Below are 13,999 nucleotides of genomic sequence, written 5' to 3'. Positions count from 1 at the left end.
CCGTGGCCCATCTCATCACCGTCGAGGACCCCGACGACCCGCGTCTGCGGGACTACACGGACCTGACCGACGTGGAACTGCGCCGCCGGCGCGAACCCGCCGAGGGCCTGTTCATCGCCGAGGGCGAAAAGGTCATCCGGCGGGCCGGGGACGCCGGGTACGAGATGCGCTCGATGCTGCTGTCCGCCAAGTGGGCCGAAGCCATGCGCGACGTCATCGACGCGCTCGACGCGCCGGTCTACGTCGTCGCCCCCGCCCTCGCCGAGCAGGTCACCGGCTACCACGTGCACCGCGGCGCCCTCGCCTCCATGCGGCGCAAGCCGCTGCCCACGGCCGCCGACCTGCTGGGCAGCGCCCGCCGCGTCGCGATCATGGAGGCGGTCAACGACCACACCAACATCGGCGCGATCTTCCGTTCCGCCGCCGCCCTCGGCATGGACGCGGTCCTGCTCTCACCGGACTGCGCCGACCCGCTCTACCGCCGGAGCGTCAAGGTCTCGATGGGCGCGGTCTTCTCCGTCCCGTACGCCCGGCTCGACACCTGGCCCATGGGCCTGGGCGCGGTCCGAGAGGCCGGATTCACCCTGCTCGCCCTCACCCCCGACGAGCAGGCCCGCGCCCTGGACGAGGTCGCCCCGCACCGGATGGACCGGGTCGCGCTGATGCTCGGCGCGGAGGGCGACGGCCTGTCCCGCCGGGCGCTCGCCGCGGCCGACGCGTGGGTGCGCATCCCCATGTCCCACGGCGTCGACTCCCTGAACGTCGGCGCCGCCGCCGCGGTCGCCTTCTACGCCGTCGCCACGGGCCGCGCGGACACCTAGAACGACGATCCGTCCGGCGGGTGCGGCGGGTCCGGTGATCCGGCGGGTCCGGTGATCCGGCGGTCTGGCGGATCTGACGGACCCGGCGGTCAGGCGGATTCGCCGGGTTCTGTGGCGAACGCGGCGGAACGCTGGTCCGCCCCGGGCCGGACACCGGAGGCCGAGACGTCCCCCGGAACGTGCGCCTGCCCCACCCGCACGCCGCCCCCGTCGCCACCGAGCCCCCGCGAGGGGCCCTGGCAGCCCTGCGCCGCCGCGATACCGAGCGCCACCAGCAGCGTCACCACCACGAACACGAACAGCCGCTGTCGCAGCAGCCGCGGGTTGGCGGGCCGCAGACCGGTGGACGTACCGCGCGGACGCTGCCGCCCCGGGCCGCCGCGCGCAGCGGGCCGCCCGCCGCCCGTCCGCGAACCGCTCCGGGACGCCGGGATCGACCGCCCGCTGCCTGCGCGGGAGGGCGTGCCCGTCCCGCGCGGTGCCCCGCCGTCCCGCGACGGTGCGCCGCCCCGCGAGGAGGGAGCACCGCCGCGCGAGGACGGCGCGCTGCCGCGCGGCGCGGGCGTACGGGGGGAGGCCGGGGAGGCGGCCTGCGGACGCCGCCGGCCGCGCGCGGGGGAGGGGGTGACCTGCTGCTGCTCGCCGCCGCGCCGCTGCTCGGGGTAGGGGGCGCGCTGCGGTTCCGGACGGGGGGCGCGCTGCCGGCCGGGGTAGGTGGCGCGCTGCTGGTCCGGGTAGGTGTCGACCATCCGGCCGGTCGGCCGGTCCGCCTCTGCGGCGCGCGGCGCCGGCGGCCGCAGCTCGCCCAGGCCCTGTGCCTCGCGCGCGGCGATCTCCTTGAGCCGCAGCGAGAGCTGCAGGGTGCTGGGCCGTACCTCGGGGTCCTTGGCCAGGCACGCCCGGACGAGCGGAGCCAGCGCATCCGGTACGCCGTGCAGCTGGGGCTCCTCGTGCACCACGCGGTACAGCATCACCTCGGAGCTGCCGTGCCCGAACGGCGAGTCGCCCGTCGACGCGTAGGCGAGCGTCGCGCCCAGCGAGAACACGTCGGTCGCCGGGGTGACGGCGGCGCCGCGCACCTGCTCCGGGGCGAGGAACCCGGGTGAGCCGACGGCCGTGCCGACATGGGTGAGCGTCGAGGCGCCGGTCGCCCACGCGATGCCGAAGTCGATGATCCGCGGGCCCTTGGGCGACAGCAGGATGTTGGACGGCTTGAGGTCCCGGTGCACCACACCGGCCTCATGGACGGCGACCAGTCCCTCCGACAGGGCGGCCCCGATGGCGGCGGCCTCCGCCGCGAACAGCGCGCCCTCGTCGGCGACCTTGTCGTGCAGGGAGGGTCCGGGCACGTACTGCGTGGCGAACCACGGGCGGTCCGCCTCCAGGTCCGCGGCCACCAGCCGCGCCGTGCAGCCGCCCCGGATCCGCCGGGCCGCCGACACCTCGCGCGCGAACCGGGAGCGGAACTCCTGGTCCTCCGCCAGATCCGGCCGGATGACCTTCAGCGCGACCCGCTGGCCCTTCCGGTCGGAGCCGAGGTAGACCACGCCCATCCCACCCGCGCCGAGCCGTCGGTGAAGCCTGAACGAGCCGACGACGCGCGGGTCCTCGCGCCTCAGGCGCATCATCGCCATGTTCATCCCCGCTGCCCGGTCCCTGTGACGAGCCACAGCTTACGTTTCCGGGACCGCTCACGCGCAGAGGCCGCGCCCTCTCGACGCGATCGATTGTCAGTGCCGTGCGGGAGAGTTGAGGGGCGGTCAGTGGTTCGGACGACGCGCCCACCGCTCCCCGTAGGAGATCCCAACCACCCGCTCCGGGAGGGGGATTGGGCACCGCCGGGACCAGCACAGACGTACGACGGGCGCCACGGGGGACACCGTGGGGGAGAGGGGGAGGACGGCGGCCGGGACGGACGGCGAGCGCGGGAGAAGGGCGTCCGTCCGGCAGACGGAAGTGAGCGATGTCACCGCCCGTGTCCGGAAAAGCCGGGCAGTCCGGGCACCCCTTCAGGGAAGACCCCGAGACGAGCGAGCGCGTCTCCACCCAGGGGAGTACGCCCCGGCCGACGGCTCATCCTCCGGGAGGCCCGCCAATCGGTACGAGGGCATGACGCCCGGCATCCGCCGTACGCCTAGATTTGAGGTCAAGCGGCGGGTGCAGCACTCGTCCCCCGAGGTCAGACACTCGCCGCTGCCGACGACAACCGAAAAGGTCAGGAGAGGGACCATGGCCCACACGGCACCGCGGACACTGCTCCGCACGCAGGGGCGCCTCACGCGTCCCCGCCGCACGGGCCGCCGCCACCCCCTGGTGGCGACCGTGATGGCCCTTCCCCTGGCGGCCCTGCTCCTGCTCGTCTTCGACGGCTGGGACACAGTGGCCACACAGGCGTCGTCCGTGGGAGTGATGCTGGGGCGCTGAGCGGCGCCCCAGGCCCGGAAGAGCGGTCCGGGCGGGGACATCGACCCATGAAACCCCGTGGGGACGGGGGTGCGGCGGACGGCAGAATGCCGGCGCAGCTGGGGAGCTGCGCCGGCATTGTCGTGCCCGGAACCCTCCCTGTGCCGCCCGCGCCCACCCTGCGCACCCCGCACACACCACGCCCCCGTACACCCGCCGCGCGCGCCCGCCGCCAGGCCGACCCCGTACGCTCACCGCCACCACGCCGTACGTACTCCAGGGAAGTCCGTGACAGCCGCCGAAGCCGATGCCGATGCCGATGCCGAAGCCGAAGTCAATGCCGAAGCCGACGCCGAAGCCGTCGTCGATGCCCATGCCCATGCCCTGCTGCCCGAGTTGACCGCGCGAGTCGCCGAGGCGGCCCACGCGGAGGTGGCCGGCTGCCCCCGCGCGACCACCGTCCTGGCCGACCGCCCCGACGCCACGGTGGTCCGCCACTGCGGCACCGTGGCGAAGGCCCACGCACCCGGCACGGACCCCGCCGCACTCGCCCTCCGCCTCGCCACGGCCGCCCGCCTGCCCGGGATCCTGCTCCCGCCGCTCGACCCGGCCCCCACGGCCCTCGCCGGCCGACTCGTCACCCTCTGGCCGTACGGGACACCCGTGGACGCCGACGCCCCCGAGGCGGCCCCCTGGGAAGCGGCCGCCACGCTCCTCGCCCGGCTCCACCGCAGCCCGGCGCCCGCCGGACTGCCGCCCATGCGCGGCCCGGTCAAGGCCGCCCTGGCCGTCACCCGGCTCCGCGCCGCGGCGCCCGGCCACCCGGCGGCCCGCCCGGTCCTGAGGGCCTGGACCACCCTGCCCGCCTGGGCCCGTGCCGAGGCGCCCATGCCCGACGCGCGCACCGTCTGCCACGGTGACCTGCACCTGGGCCAGCTCGTGCGTCACCCGGTCCCCGGCGGCCCCTGGCTGCTGATCGACGTCGACGACCTGGGCACCGGCGTACCGGCGTGGGACCTGGCCCGCCCCGCGGCCTGGTTCGCCTGCGGGTTGCTGCCGCCCGGCGACTGGACGCGGTTCCTCACGGCCTACCGGGCGGCGGGCGGCCCGGCCGTCCCGGTGGACGGCGACCCGTGGGCGGCGCTGGAGACCGCCGCCCGTGCCCTGACCGTGCAGACCGCCGCACGGGCCGTGGCCAAGGCGGACGCGGCGGGCCGCCCGCTGGACGAGGTGGAGCAGGCCGTGGTGGACGCCTGCGAGCGAATGGCCGCGATCCCCGCCCAGTTGGCCGACGGCCTGCCGAAGTAGGGTGCAACCGACCGCGACCGGACGGAGTCTGTCCAGGCGGTACCCGAAGCAGGACCCACCGGTGAGGAGTTGAGCCGAGCATGCAGTGTCCGAAGTGCCATGCGCCCATGCACACCTACAACCGCAACGGCATCCAGATCGAGCAGTGCAGCGGCTGTCGCGGCATCTTCCTCGACTACGGCGAGCTGGAGGCGCTGACCCGGCTGGAGGCCCAGTGGTCGCAGCCCGCGCCGCCCCCGCCCGCCCCACAGGCCTACCCGGCCCCGCCCGCGCCCGCGTGGGGCGCACCGCACGGCGGCGGCCACCACGGCCACTACGGGCATGGCCACCGGCACAAGAGCTTCGGCCACATGCTGTTCTCCAGCTGAGCCCGGCCCCCGGAGCACCCGCCATGGAGCATCGGGCACGGGGCGCCGGGCCCGGGCGGCACGAAGAAGCCCCCGGTCGTACGAGACGACCGGGGGCATTCTGCGATGTGGACGATACTGGGATTGAACCAGTGACCTCTTCCGTGTCAGGGAAGCGCTCTCCCGCTGAGCTAATCGTCCTCGGGACCGTGACCCGAAGGTCACAGGCTGTGCGTGCGCGATACTGGGATTGAACCAGTGACCTCTTCCGTGTCAGGGAAGCGCTCTCCCGCTGAGCTAATCGCGCGGATCCGGACCATGCCGTACGAGCCGACTGATCCAGTGGACGATACTGGGATTGAACCAGTGACCTCTTCCGTGTCAGGGAAGCGCTCTCCCGCTGAGCTAATCGTCCTTGGAGGTGGAGACGGGATTTGAACCCGTGTAGACGGCTTTGCAGGCCGTTGCCTCGCCTCTCGGCCACTCCACCAGGAGTGCAGGGGACCGGGAGTCCCCTCTTCCTGCGAGCGGACGACGAGGCTCGAACTCGCGACCTCAACCTTGGCAAGGTTGCGCTCTACCAACTGAGCTACGTCCGCCTGTCGGTTCGGTCCGCTTGCGCGTCCCGGCGACGTGTTGAACTCTAGCGGATTCCCGGGCCAGCACAAAAACGCGTTTGCGCAGCGTGCTGCGGCGCGTCCCCGGGAGGACCTGGTCAGACCCCCGCCGGCCCGCACAGGGACCATCAGCCGGGCACCGGACCTAGACTCGGAGCCGTGCTCGACCTCCTCCCGCTGGCCCGTTTCGGCGACCGCGTCGCCACCGGCCTGACCGACGTCACCAGTGATCCCGCCGCCCTGGACTCCACCGGCTTCTGGGCCGTCGCCGCCGACTACGAGGGGCGCCTGACCTGCGCCCGCTTCCGCGACGTACGCAAGGAACCCGTGCCCGCCCCGGCGCCCGGCGCATGGCGCGGTCCGGCCGCCGGTGACTGGACGTCCTCCCTCGACCGCGCCGCGTACACGGCGGCCGTGCGCCGCATCCGCGCGCACATCGCGGCCGGCGAGGTCTACCAGGTCAACCTCTGCCGTGTGCTGTCCGCGCCGGTCACCCCCGACGCCGACGTGGACGCGCTGACCGCCGTGCTGGCCCGCGGCAACCCCGGCCTGTACGCGGGAACGATTCGCCTGCCGGAGCACGGCGTGGAGATCGCCACCGCGTCCCCGGAGCTGTTCCTGCGCCGCGCCGCGCGCGCGGTGGAGTCCGGCCCGATCAAGGGCACCGCCCGCACCGAGGCGGAACTCCTCACCAAGGACTACGCCGAGAACGTGATGATCGTGGACCTGGTCCGCAACGACCTCGGACGCGTCTGCACCACCGGCAGCGTCACCGTGCCCGACCTGTGCGCCGTGGAGAAGTACCCCGGCCTCGTCCACCTCGTCTCCTCCGTCCGCGGCGAGCTGCGCGCCGACGCCGGCTGGCCGCAGCTGCTCGCCGCCGCCTTCCCGGCCGGCTCGATCACCGGCGCCCCCAAGGCGAGCGCCCTGCGCGTGATCGACTCCCTGGAGACCGCCCCCCGCGGCCCCTACTGCGGCGCCGTCGGCTGGGTCGACGCCGACCGGGGCACGGGCGAGCTGGCCGTCGGCATCCGCACCTTCTGGATCGACCGGCCCGGCGGGACACCCGGCGCCCCGGCCGTGCTGCGCTTCGGCGCCGGAGCCGGCATCACCTGGGACTCCGACCCGGACGGGGAGTGGCACGAGACCGAACTGAAGGCGGGCCGGCTGCTCGCGGTAGCGTCAGGGGCGTACGAGGACGGCGGAGAGGACCTGCGGGAATGAAGATCTGGCTCGACGGCGGGCTGCGGGACACCGAGTCCGCGCGCGTCTCCGCCCTGGACCACGGGCTGACCGTGGGCGACGGCGTCTTCGAGACGGTCAAGGCGACCGGGGGGAAGACGTTCGCGCTCACCCGCCACCTGGACCGGCTGACCCGCTCTGCGCGCGGTCTGGGCCTGCCCGACCCCGACCACGACGAGATCCGCCGCGCCTGCGCCGCCGTCCTGGACGCCAACCCGGCGCCGCTCGGCCGCCTCCGCATCACCTACACCGGAGGCGACGGCCCCCTCGGCTCCGACCGGGGCGAGCACGGCACGACCCTCGTCGTCGCCCTCGGCGCGACCACCCGCCGCCCCGAATCCACCGCCGCCGTCACGGTCCCCTGGACCCGCAACGAACGCGGCGCGCTCACCGGCCTGAAGACCACTTCCTACGCCGAGAACGTCGTCGCCCTGGCCCGCGCCCGCGAACACGGCGCCTCCGAGGCCCTGTTCGGCAACACCGCCGGACGGCTCTGCGAGGGCACCGGCTCCAACGTCTTCGTCGTCCTGGACGGCGAGATCCACACCCCGCCGCTCGCCTCGGGCTGCCTCGCCGGCATCACCCGGGCGCTGGCGATCGAGTGGACGGGCGCCCAGGAGACCGACCTGCCGCTCGACGTCCTGGAGCGGGCCGAGGAGGTCTTCCTGACCTCCACCCTGCGCGACGTCCAGGCCGTGCACCGCGTGGACGAGCGCGCGCTGCCCGGCACGGCGGGCCCGGTGACGGCGAAGGCCATGCGGATCTTCACCGAACGCTCCGGCGACGACCTGGACCCGTAGGCGAGCGGTGGCGTGCCCGGGCCCGCACCGGCCCGGCGTCCGTCCCCGCACGGGCCCGGCGGACCGGGTGCGGAAAATGGGCTGACGCGGGCGGTCGTGGCGGGTAGAAATCCCGTGATGACCACGACCCTGCGGCCCACCGAGCCGCTCCAGCACCACGCCGACGGAACCCGTTCGCGCCGCTACCAGGTCTGCGTGAACAGCCGCCCCGTCGGCGTGACCCACCTGTCGACCCACCCCGTCTTCGGACCGGCCGTGGCCCGGATCCAGGAACTGCGCATCGACGCACCGGACCGCGGGCGGGGCCGCGGCACCGTGGCCGCGCTGGCCGCCGAGGAGGTGGCGCGCGGCTGGGGCTGCCGGCGCATCGAGATCGCCGTGCCGGCAGGCGAGGCGGCCGGGCTCCGGCTGGTGACGGCGCTCGGCTACGTCCAGCGCAACCGCGGCATGGAGAAGCAACTCGGCACCACCGCGCCCGAACTGCCCGCCGGTACCCGGGGCAGACCGCTGACCGAGGACGAGTACGGGCCGTGGATCGCCCGGGGCAAGGCCACCTACGCGCAGACCTGGATCGACCGCGGCGTGCCCCCCGAGGAGGCCCGCGCCAAGTCGGAGGCGGACCACGCCAGGCTGCTCCCCCGGGGACCGGCGTCCCCCGGCGTGCTGCTCAGTGTCCTGGAGCACGAAGGCACACCGGTCGGCACCCTGTGGGTCGCCATCGAGGAGGACAGGGCCTACGTCTACGACGTCGAGGCCTGCGCGCGCTTCCGCGGCCGGGGCCACGGCCGCTCCCTGATGCTCCTCGCCGAGGCGCAGGCGGTGGCCGCGGGCAAACGGGTCCTCGGCCTCAACGTCTTCGCGGGCAACACCCCCGCGGAGCGCCTGTACGACTCCCTCGGATACCGCCCGGTCCTCCACTCCTTCTACAAGGAACTGCTGTGAAGGAACTGCTGTGAAGGCACGAGGAACCGTGGGGCGACGAGGAACCGCCGGGAGGGAACGGCCGTAGGGCGACCGGCGGCCGTCAGGCCTCCGGTCCGGACCCCGCCAGCAGCCGGTCGACGATCTCCTCGACGCGCTCGCGCAGCCCCTCCTGGCTCTTGCCGCCGTCCAGGCGCTCGCCGTCCACCACGTACGTGGGCGTGCCCGTCACCCCGATCGCCTTGCCCTCGGCCTGGTCGGCGTCCACGATCAGGATGTGCCGGCCGTCGATGAGCGCGGTGTCGAACTCGTCGGCGTCCAGGCCCAGTTCCCGGGCCACCTCGACCAGGAGGGGTTCTCCCGCACGGCCCAGTTCCTCGACCCGGGCGAGCACCGCCTCGACGTACGGCCACAGCTGCCCCTGCACGGCGGCCTCCTCGGCGGCCTGCGCGGCGGCGAAGGCGTGCTGGTGCTTCTCCAGCGGGAAGTGCCGCAGCCGCAGCTCCAGCCGGTCGCCGTAGCGTGCGCGCAGCGCGCGCAGGTCGTCCAGCGCGGTGCGGCAGTCCGGGCACTGCAGTTCGCACCAGACCTCGAGAACGGGGACCGTGCGGGCGGGGGAGGAGTCGCTCATGCCCCCAGTCTTCCAGGCCCGCCGTGCGAGGCCCAATCACCTAGGGAAGCGATCAGCGCACGGGGCGGGCACCGTCCGGGCCCATCCGCGCACGGGGCGGGCACCGTCCGGGCCCGTGAGCGTCCGGAGCGAGCACCGTCCGGGACGATCAAGGTCCGGGACGGCGTCGAGCGGCACCTGCGGAGGAGGCGACCCGGAGATCTCCCTGATGTCCGTCCCGGACGTGGCCTCCCGGCCCGCGGACGGTGCAGGATGGAAGGGACGAACCGCCCCGACCGCAGAGCGCCGCATGGAGGACCGGATGATTGCCGAGACCGTCTGTTCCGCCGTCTCCGCGGCCGGCCTGGGCATCGCCGCGGTCACCGCGTACCGCAGGCGATTCCTCGCGGCGGCCCGCGTCGCCGCCTACTCGCTCGTCCCGGTCGCACTCGTGATGACCGGCGCCGTCGGCTGGCTGGCGCACACCGCCTTCAGCCCGGCCGCCTGGGCCGGCTTCGGCCTGCTCGGCTGCGCCTGGGTGCTCTTCGCGACCACCCGTGCGGTCGAGCGCCGCCGGGGCGGTACGCGCAAGGAGCGCCGGGCGGCGGCCCGCGCCGCGGCACCCGACGCGGTGGCCCCGGCCGCCTCCGCGCCCTCCCTCGGAGCGTCCGCCCGGCCTGCTGCCCGCCCGGCCGGCACCCCTGCCTCCCGCCCGGCGTCCGCGCCCCGCGCGGAGGAGGACTTCAGCGACATCGAGGCGATCCTGAAGAAGCACGGCATATGACGGGGCCGTGAGGCGCCCTGGTCGACGGAGGGCTGCGGCCCCGCTTCCCCAAGTGATCCCGGAAACGATCAGGCTCGAGCCCGATCCGAAGCGAAGATCATGGAATCCGGCGACGTCCCGGACATTCCGTGCGTGTTGATCGCGCCCCGGGTGCCGACTGCGTCATCATCGCCGCGAAATGGTGGACACGACCCAGAGCGAGGCCGCGCCGCAGAAGGACAAGCCGCGCGGGTGCCTCTTCGCCCTTTCCCAGCCACCGCTGATGATCTTCCTAGCGGTGATCGGGAGTCTGCTGCTCATGGCTGCTTTGCACGACCTGCTGTTGCTGTGAGCCGTACGCGTGGCTCCTCGGCGTCACCCGCCGGGGACCACGGCACCACCGGGAGCGATGTGGGCCGTCAGCCCGCCGCTTCCTTGCGCCGCGCCCGGTACGCGGCCACGTGCAGCCGGTTGCCGCAGGTCCGGCTGTCGCAGTAGCGCCGCGAGCGGTTGCGGGAGAGGTCGACGAAGGCCCGTCGGCAGTCGGGCGCCTCGCAGCGCCTGAGGCGCTCCTGCTCCCCGGCGACCACGAAGAACGCGAGCGCCATGCCGCAGTCCGCCGCCAGGTGGTCGGCGACCGAGGCTCCGGGGGCGAAGTAGTGCACGTGCCAGTCGTAGCCGTCGTGGTCCGTGAGCCGGGGAGTGGTACCCGCGGCGGCCACCAGCTCGTTGATCAGCCCGGCGGCGGTACGGGGGTCCGGGGCCGCGAAGATCCCGGCGAACCGGCTGCGGATGCGGCGCACCGACGAGAGATCGAAGGCCGAGAGGACCCCGACATCGCTCATCTCGTGTTTTCGTACGAAGTCCGCGAGCGCCGCGACGTCCGCCAGCCCGTCCGGCGCCGCGTCGTCCTCCGGCGCGGTGTTCACCAGATCGACCACGGTGTCGAGCGCGCACCGGGTGTCGTGGGTGATCAGCACGTTTCGCTCCCTGGCCTGGGGATCGGGCACACGCCCGCCGATGCAGGCCGATGGTAGTGGCTGCGCCGTCACCCCATGCGCGGGCGCACGGGCACGCACCGGCGCCGGCCCCCCGGTGGGAGGTCCAGAACCGGTGCGTCCTGTGTGCGGTTGTCCTGGCCCGAGCCGTCTCCCCGAGTGGACGGCAACGGGCAGCTCGAAGGGCCTCGACGGCCTACCGCTAACTTTCCGCGAGGATGTGCGACAGCTCCTGATCGAGATCGAAGTGCCGGTGCTCCGTGCCGGGGGGCACGGCCGCGTCCGTCCGCTTCAGGAAGGACTCCAGGGCCCGCGCAGGGGCCTCGAGCAGGGCCTCGCCCTCCGGGGAGCTCAGGGCGATGCACACGACGCCCTGACCATGACTGCGCGACGGCCAGACTCGGACGTCGCCGGTTCCCGTGGGACGGTGAAGCCCTTCGGCGAGGAGGTCGCGGGCGAACACCCACTCGACGGTCTCCTCGGCTCCGGTGTGGAAGGTGGCGTGCACGGCGTAGGGGTCGGCCGTGTCGTACCGCAGGCCTGCGGGGACAGGCAGGGATGACTCGCTCGACACAACGAGGCGCAGGTGCAGCTCGCAGCTGACCGTGGTGTTCATAAGCGCCAGGGCCTTTCGCTCAGTGTGCGCTCGGGGATTCGCACGTCGGCGAAATCGACATGCCACCTACGGTGCCGTTGTAAACCCCTCTGAGTGTTTTGCCTGGCTTTAGGTAACTCTTCCGGCCGAGAACCCGTTCGGGCGGTACGCCCATTCCGGTGACGGGTTTCTCTCCGGTAGGGTTCAGCCGTATGAATACGGGGAGTGACCGGCCGGGTGAGGTTGCCGGGGCGTCGGACGGAGCGAAGATGGAGGCGGAGGCGGACGAGGGGCAGGGTCGGCGGGGCCTCGGCTCCCGGGCGCCCGAATTCATCCGGTCACGCCGCGTGCTCCACGTGAGCTGGCAGGTCGGTGTCTTCGTCGTCGGTCTGGCGGTCGTCGTCACCGGCATCATCCTGCTCCCGCTGCCCGGACCGGGCTGGGTGGTGATCTTCGGCGGCATGGCGATCTGGGCGACCGAGTTCGTCTGGGCCCAGCTGGTGCTCCGCTGGACCAAGCGCAAGGTCACCGAGGCGGCCCAGCGGGCCCTCGACCCCGAGGTGCGCCGCCGCAACATCATCCTGACGGTGACCGGCATCGTGATCATCGCCGTCCTGCTCGGCGTCTACCTGTGGAAGTTCGGTCTCGTCATGCCCTGGGAGATCAGGAACCAGTGACCGGGCCGGGCCGGCCCGGCGTGAGGCGGTCCGGGCCGCCCGCGGCCCCTTCCGGCACCCTGGTCCCGGGCACTGCCTGACATGCGGTAATGTTCTTCCTGTGCCCGGGCGATTAGCTCAGTGGGAGAGCGCTTCGTTCACACCGAAGAGGTCACTGGTTCGAACCCAGTATCGCCCACCCGGACGACGGCCCGTCTGCGAACACGCAGGCGGGCCGTTTTCGTGTCCTGCTGGGCGGCACCGAAGGCGGGGTGGCCGGCAACGCGGTGACGGTCCGTTACTTGCGACGGCGCGCCGGGGAGCGCACCGCGGGGATCAACCGCACCATTGCTCTCTTCGAGAAGAAGTATCCGAAGATCAGTGAAGACGGACTTTTGGGACCGGCGGACTTTTGAGACCGCTTTCTTTCCGGGAGGAGTTCCGGGCCGGGGCCTGCGGCGTAAATCCACCGGGCGTTTTCCGAAACTCCGTCACTTCCCTTCGGCAGTACGACAAGAACAGGCGATGTCCTCCGGCCGGGGGCGGTCCCGGCCGCGCCGCCGGGCAGACTGGGGCCATGGACTGGACGCACTACCGCTTCCGCAGCCTGTGGCCCCTGCCCGCGCCGCCCGCCACCGTGTACACGGCACTGGAGAGGGTCGAGGACTACCCGCGGTGGTGGCGCCAGGTGCGCGAGGTCCGGCGGACCGACGACGTCACCGGCGTCATCCGGATCCGCTCCCTCCTGCCGTACGACATGACCTTCACCGCCCGCGAGGTGCGCCGCGATCCGGCCGCCGGGGTCCTGGAGGTGGCGATGAGCGGCGACGTCGACGGCTGGGCGCGCTGGACCCTGGCCGCGCGCGGCACCGGCACCCTGGTCCGCTACGACCAGGTCGTCGACGTGAACAAACCGCTGCTCAGGCGGCTGGCCGTACCGGGCAGGCCCGTCTTCCGGCTCAACCACCGGCTCATGATGCGCGCCGGACGGCGCGGGCTGGCGGCGCACCTCGAAGCGGTTTGAAGGAAGGCCCCGGGGCCCTGTATCGTTCAGTGCGTTCCCGGGCGATTAGCTCAGTGGGAGAGCGCTTCGTTCACACCGAAGAGGTCACTGGTTCGAACCCAGTATCGCCCACCGGGAAAGGCCGGTCCGCATCGTCGGACCGGCCTTCTTCATGCCGCCGCGGGCAGCTGCGGGCGCAGCGGCCAGGACGGGTCCACCGTCTCCTCCGTGCCGGTGCGCGCGAACCACGCCTGCAGGCCGCGTGCCTGGGCCGCGTGCCAGCCCGTCTGCAGGGCGTGCAGCTCGGTGGGGGACAGGCGCTCCAGCCGGGCCGCGAAGCGGCGGCCGAGCGCCCGGACGACCTCCAGCGCGGCCAGCGCGTCCGCCGCCGCGTCGTGCGCGTCGGCCAGCGCCACCTCGTAGTGCGCGCACAGATCGGTCAGGGTGCGCCGGCCCTTGCGGTAGCGGTCGAGGTGCTTGTCCAGCACCCGCGGATCGAGCACGCAGAGCGGAGACGCCTCCAGCCGGCGGCCCAGCGAGGACGCGCGGTGCCGGCGCAGCTCCCGGTCGAGCAGCGTCAGGTCGAACGGCGCGTTCATCACCACGAGCGGGCGGCCCAGCGCGGCCTGTTCCGCCAGCTCCTCGGCTATCTCGTGCATCACCGGGGCGGGCCAGCGCCCGTTGCGGTGCAGATGGTCCTCCGTCAGCCCGTGCACCGCCGTCGCGGCCTCGGGCACGGGCACTCCCGGGTTCACCAGCCAGCGCACCGTGCGCGGCCGGGCCCCCGGGGCGTCCTGGACGACGACGGCGGCCGACACGATGCGGTCGGTCTCGACGTCGACGCCCGTGGTCTCCGTGTCGAAGGCGGCCAGCGGCCCCTCGTACCAGCAGCACGTCATGTCGACCAACTCCTCG

The 13,999-nt window shown here is 73.4% G+C and carries 17 protein-coding genes and 7 tRNA genes; 14 read left to right on the top strand and 10 right to left on the bottom strand.

Annotation, left to right across the window (positions count from 1 at the left end):
- Positions 1–2 precede the first annotated feature (2 nt).
- A complete protein-coding gene (locus AB0G56_RS08160; RefSeq protein ID WP_360965427.1) occupies positions 3–821 on the top strand; it encodes an RNA methyltransferase in 819 nt (272 codons plus the stop codon).
- An 89-nt stretch (positions 822–910) separates the two neighbouring features.
- On the opposite strand, the gene AB0G56_RS08155 is transcribed toward AB0G56_RS08160, so the two are convergent.
- Positions 911–2,461 (bottom strand): protein kinase, encoded by a 1,551-nt coding sequence (locus AB0G56_RS08155; RefSeq protein ID WP_360965423.1) that lies wholly within the window; start codon positions 2,459–2,461, stop codon positions 911–913.
- Positions 2,462–3,050: 589 nt separating this feature from the next.
- On the opposite strand from AB0G56_RS08155, the gene AB0G56_RS08150 reads away from it, so the two are divergent.
- The 3 genes from AB0G56_RS08150 to AB0G56_RS08140 all read left to right on the top strand — a co-directional run bounded on the left by AB0G56_RS08150 (position 3,051) and on the right by AB0G56_RS08140 (position 4,900).
- The gene (locus tag AB0G56_RS08150) at positions 3,051–3,245 is read left to right on the top strand and encodes a hypothetical protein (RefSeq protein ID WP_360965421.1); all 195 of its coding nucleotides are present in this window, start codon (positions 3,051–3,053) and stop codon (positions 3,243–3,245) included.
- A gap of 363 nt (positions 3,246–3,608) precedes the next feature.
- The gene (locus AB0G56_RS08145; RefSeq protein WP_360966038.1) at positions 3,609–4,532 is read left to right on the top strand and encodes an aminoglycoside phosphotransferase family protein; all 924 of its coding nucleotides are present in this window, start codon (positions 3,609–3,611) and stop codon (positions 4,530–4,532) included.
- An 80-nt stretch (positions 4,533–4,612) separates the two neighbouring features.
- Complete coding sequence (locus AB0G56_RS08140) at positions 4,613–4,900, top strand: zf-TFIIB domain-containing protein (RefSeq protein WP_360965418.1); 288 nt, start codon at positions 4,613–4,615, stop codon at positions 4,898–4,900.
- 108 nt (positions 4,901–5,008) lie between these two features.
- Here AB0G56_RS08140 and AB0G56_RS08135 read toward each other — a convergent pair.
- The 5 genes from AB0G56_RS08135 to AB0G56_RS08115 all read right to left on the bottom strand — a co-directional run bounded on the left by AB0G56_RS08135 (position 5,009) and on the right by AB0G56_RS08115 (position 5,478).
- Positions 5,009–5,080: transfer RNA gene (locus AB0G56_RS08135), tRNA-Val, on the bottom strand.
- Positions 5,081–5,114: 34 nt separating this feature from the next.
- Positions 5,115–5,186, bottom strand: a tRNA-Val gene (locus AB0G56_RS08130).
- A 36-nt stretch (positions 5,187–5,222) separates the two neighbouring features.
- Positions 5,223–5,294 (bottom strand) — tRNA-Val (locus AB0G56_RS08125).
- Between the two features lies 1 nt (position 5,295).
- Positions 5,296–5,369, bottom strand: a tRNA-Cys gene (locus AB0G56_RS08120).
- A gap of 36 nt (positions 5,370–5,405) precedes the next feature.
- A tRNA-Gly gene (locus AB0G56_RS08115) sits at positions 5,406–5,478 on the bottom strand.
- Positions 5,479–5,655: 177 nt separating this feature from the next.
- Between AB0G56_RS08115 and AB0G56_RS08110 the strand changes: the two genes are divergently transcribed.
- From AB0G56_RS08110 to AB0G56_RS08100, 3 genes are all read left to right on the top strand, one after another.
- A complete protein-coding gene (locus AB0G56_RS08110; RefSeq protein WP_360965416.1) occupies positions 5,656–6,720 on the top strand; it encodes a chorismate-binding protein in 1,065 nt (354 codons plus the stop codon).
- Positions 6,717–7,538, top strand: coding sequence for an aminodeoxychorismate lyase (locus AB0G56_RS08105; RefSeq protein ID WP_360965414.1), 822 nt, complete (start codon positions 6,717–6,719; stop codon positions 7,536–7,538). Before AB0G56_RS08110 ends, AB0G56_RS08105 begins: the two co-directional genes overlap by 4 nt.
- A 117-nt stretch (positions 7,539–7,655) precedes the next feature.
- Entirely contained in the window at positions 7,656–8,480 is an 825-nt protein-coding gene (locus tag AB0G56_RS08100) for a GNAT family N-acetyltransferase (protein ID WP_360965411.1), read from the top strand.
- An 82-nt stretch (positions 8,481–8,562) separates the two neighbouring features.
- Here the strand turns inward: AB0G56_RS08100 and AB0G56_RS08095 are convergent, their stop codons facing one another.
- Complete coding sequence (locus tag AB0G56_RS08095; RefSeq protein WP_360965408.1) at positions 8,563–9,090, bottom strand: DsbA family protein; 528 nt, start codon at positions 9,088–9,090, stop codon at positions 8,563–8,565.
- Between the two features lie 301 nt (positions 9,091–9,391).
- Here AB0G56_RS08095 and AB0G56_RS08090 point away from each other — a divergent pair, with 301 nt between their 5' ends.
- The gene (locus tag AB0G56_RS08090; protein ID WP_360965405.1) at positions 9,392–9,853 is read left to right on the top strand and encodes a hypothetical protein; all 462 of its coding nucleotides are present in this window, start codon (positions 9,392–9,394) and stop codon (positions 9,851–9,853) included.
- 178 nt (positions 9,854–10,031) lie between these two features.
- The gene (locus AB0G56_RS08085) at positions 10,032–10,184 is read left to right on the top strand and encodes a hypothetical protein (protein ID WP_199811652.1); all 153 of its coding nucleotides are present in this window, start codon (positions 10,032–10,034) and stop codon (positions 10,182–10,184) included.
- A 67-nt stretch (positions 10,185–10,251) separates the two neighbouring features.
- Here AB0G56_RS08085 and AB0G56_RS08080 read toward each other — a convergent pair whose 3' ends face one another.
- Entirely contained in the window at positions 10,252–10,812 is a 561-nt protein-coding gene (locus AB0G56_RS08080; RefSeq protein ID WP_360965402.1) for a CGNR zinc finger domain-containing protein, read from the bottom strand.
- A gap of 220 nt (positions 10,813–11,032) precedes the next feature.
- Complete coding sequence (locus tag AB0G56_RS08075) at positions 11,033–11,446, bottom strand: SsgA family sporulation/cell division regulator (RefSeq protein WP_004002642.1); 414 nt, start codon at positions 11,444–11,446, stop codon at positions 11,033–11,035.
- A gap of 191 nt (positions 11,447–11,637) precedes the next feature.
- On the opposite strand from AB0G56_RS08075, the gene AB0G56_RS08070 reads away from it, so the two are divergent.
- The 5 genes from AB0G56_RS08070 (at position 11,638) to AB0G56_RS08050 (ending at position 13,216) form a co-directional block, all read left to right on the top strand.
- The gene (locus AB0G56_RS08070; RefSeq protein WP_360965400.1) at positions 11,638–12,102 is read left to right on the top strand and encodes a TIGR02611 family protein; all 465 of its coding nucleotides are present in this window, start codon (positions 11,638–11,640) and stop codon (positions 12,100–12,102) included.
- Between the two features lie 106 nt (positions 12,103–12,208).
- Positions 12,209–12,280, top strand: a tRNA-Val gene (locus AB0G56_RS08065).
- 73 nt (positions 12,281–12,353) lie between these two features.
- Positions 12,354–12,497 (top strand): hypothetical protein, encoded by a 144-nt coding sequence (locus AB0G56_RS08060; protein WP_360965398.1) that lies wholly within the window; start codon positions 12,354–12,356, stop codon positions 12,495–12,497.
- 161 nt (positions 12,498–12,658) lie between these two features.
- Positions 12,659–13,105 carry an SRPBCC family protein gene (locus tag AB0G56_RS08055; protein WP_360965395.1) on the top strand — a complete coding sequence of 149 codons (447 nt, stop codon included), beginning with the start codon at positions 12,659–12,661 and terminating at the stop codon, positions 13,103–13,105.
- A 39-nt stretch (positions 13,106–13,144) separates the two neighbouring features.
- Positions 13,145–13,216 (top strand) — tRNA-Val (locus AB0G56_RS08050).
- 38 nt (positions 13,217–13,254) lie between these two features.
- Here the strand turns inward: AB0G56_RS08050 and AB0G56_RS08045 are convergent.
- Entirely contained in the window at positions 13,255–13,983 is a 729-nt protein-coding gene (locus tag AB0G56_RS08045) for a 3'-5' exonuclease (protein WP_360965392.1), read from the bottom strand.
- Positions 13,984–13,999: the final 16 nt, after the last annotated feature.

The organism is Streptomyces sp. NPDC021356 (assembly GCF_040641015.1).
Lineage (GTDB): Bacteria > Actinomycetota > Actinomycetes > Streptomycetales > Streptomycetaceae > Streptomyces.
The sequence above is the reverse complement of the archived record's forward strand: the minus strand, read 5'-3'. Positions and strand labels throughout refer to the sequence as shown.

Coding starts and splice junctions, on each gene's coding strand:
- AB0G56_RS08155 (WP_360965423.1), bottom strand. CDS start 2,461: ATGAACATGGCGATGATGCGCCTGAGGCGCGAGGACCCGCGCGTCGTC.
- AB0G56_RS08150 (WP_360965421.1), top strand. CDS start 3,051: ATGGCCCACACGGCACCGCGGACACTGCTCCGCACGCAGGGGCGCCTC.
- AB0G56_RS08140 (WP_360965418.1), top strand. CDS start 4,613: ATGCAGTGTCCGAAGTGCCATGCGCCCATGCACACCTACAACCGCAAC.
- AB0G56_RS08105 (WP_360965414.1), top strand. CDS start 6,717: ATGAAGATCTGGCTCGACGGCGGGCTGCGGGACACCGAGTCCGCGCGC.
- AB0G56_RS08100 (WP_360965411.1), top strand. CDS start 7,656: ATGACCACGACCCTGCGGCCCACCGAGCCGCTCCAGCACCACGCCGAC.
- AB0G56_RS08095 (WP_360965408.1), bottom strand. CDS start 9,090: ATGAGCGACTCCTCCCCCGCCCGCACGGTCCCCGTTCTCGAGGTCTGG.
- AB0G56_RS08090 (WP_360965405.1), top strand. CDS start 9,392: ATGATTGCCGAGACCGTCTGTTCCGCCGTCTCCGCGGCCGGCCTGGGC.
- AB0G56_RS08085 (WP_199811652.1), top strand. CDS start 10,032: ATGGTGGACACGACCCAGAGCGAGGCCGCGCCGCAGAAGGACAAGCCG.
- AB0G56_RS08075 (WP_004002642.1), bottom strand. CDS start 11,446: ATGAACACCACGGTCAGCTGCGAGCTGCACCTGCGCCTCGTTGTGTCG.
- AB0G56_RS08070 (WP_360965400.1), top strand. CDS start 11,638: ATGAATACGGGGAGTGACCGGCCGGGTGAGGTTGCCGGGGCGTCGGAC.
- AB0G56_RS08055 (WP_360965395.1), top strand. CDS start 12,659: ATGGACTGGACGCACTACCGCTTCCGCAGCCTGTGGCCCCTGCCCGCG.
- AB0G56_RS08045 (WP_360965392.1), bottom strand. CDS start 13,983: ATGACGTGCTGCTGGTACGAGGGGCCGCTGGCCGCCTTCGACACGGAG.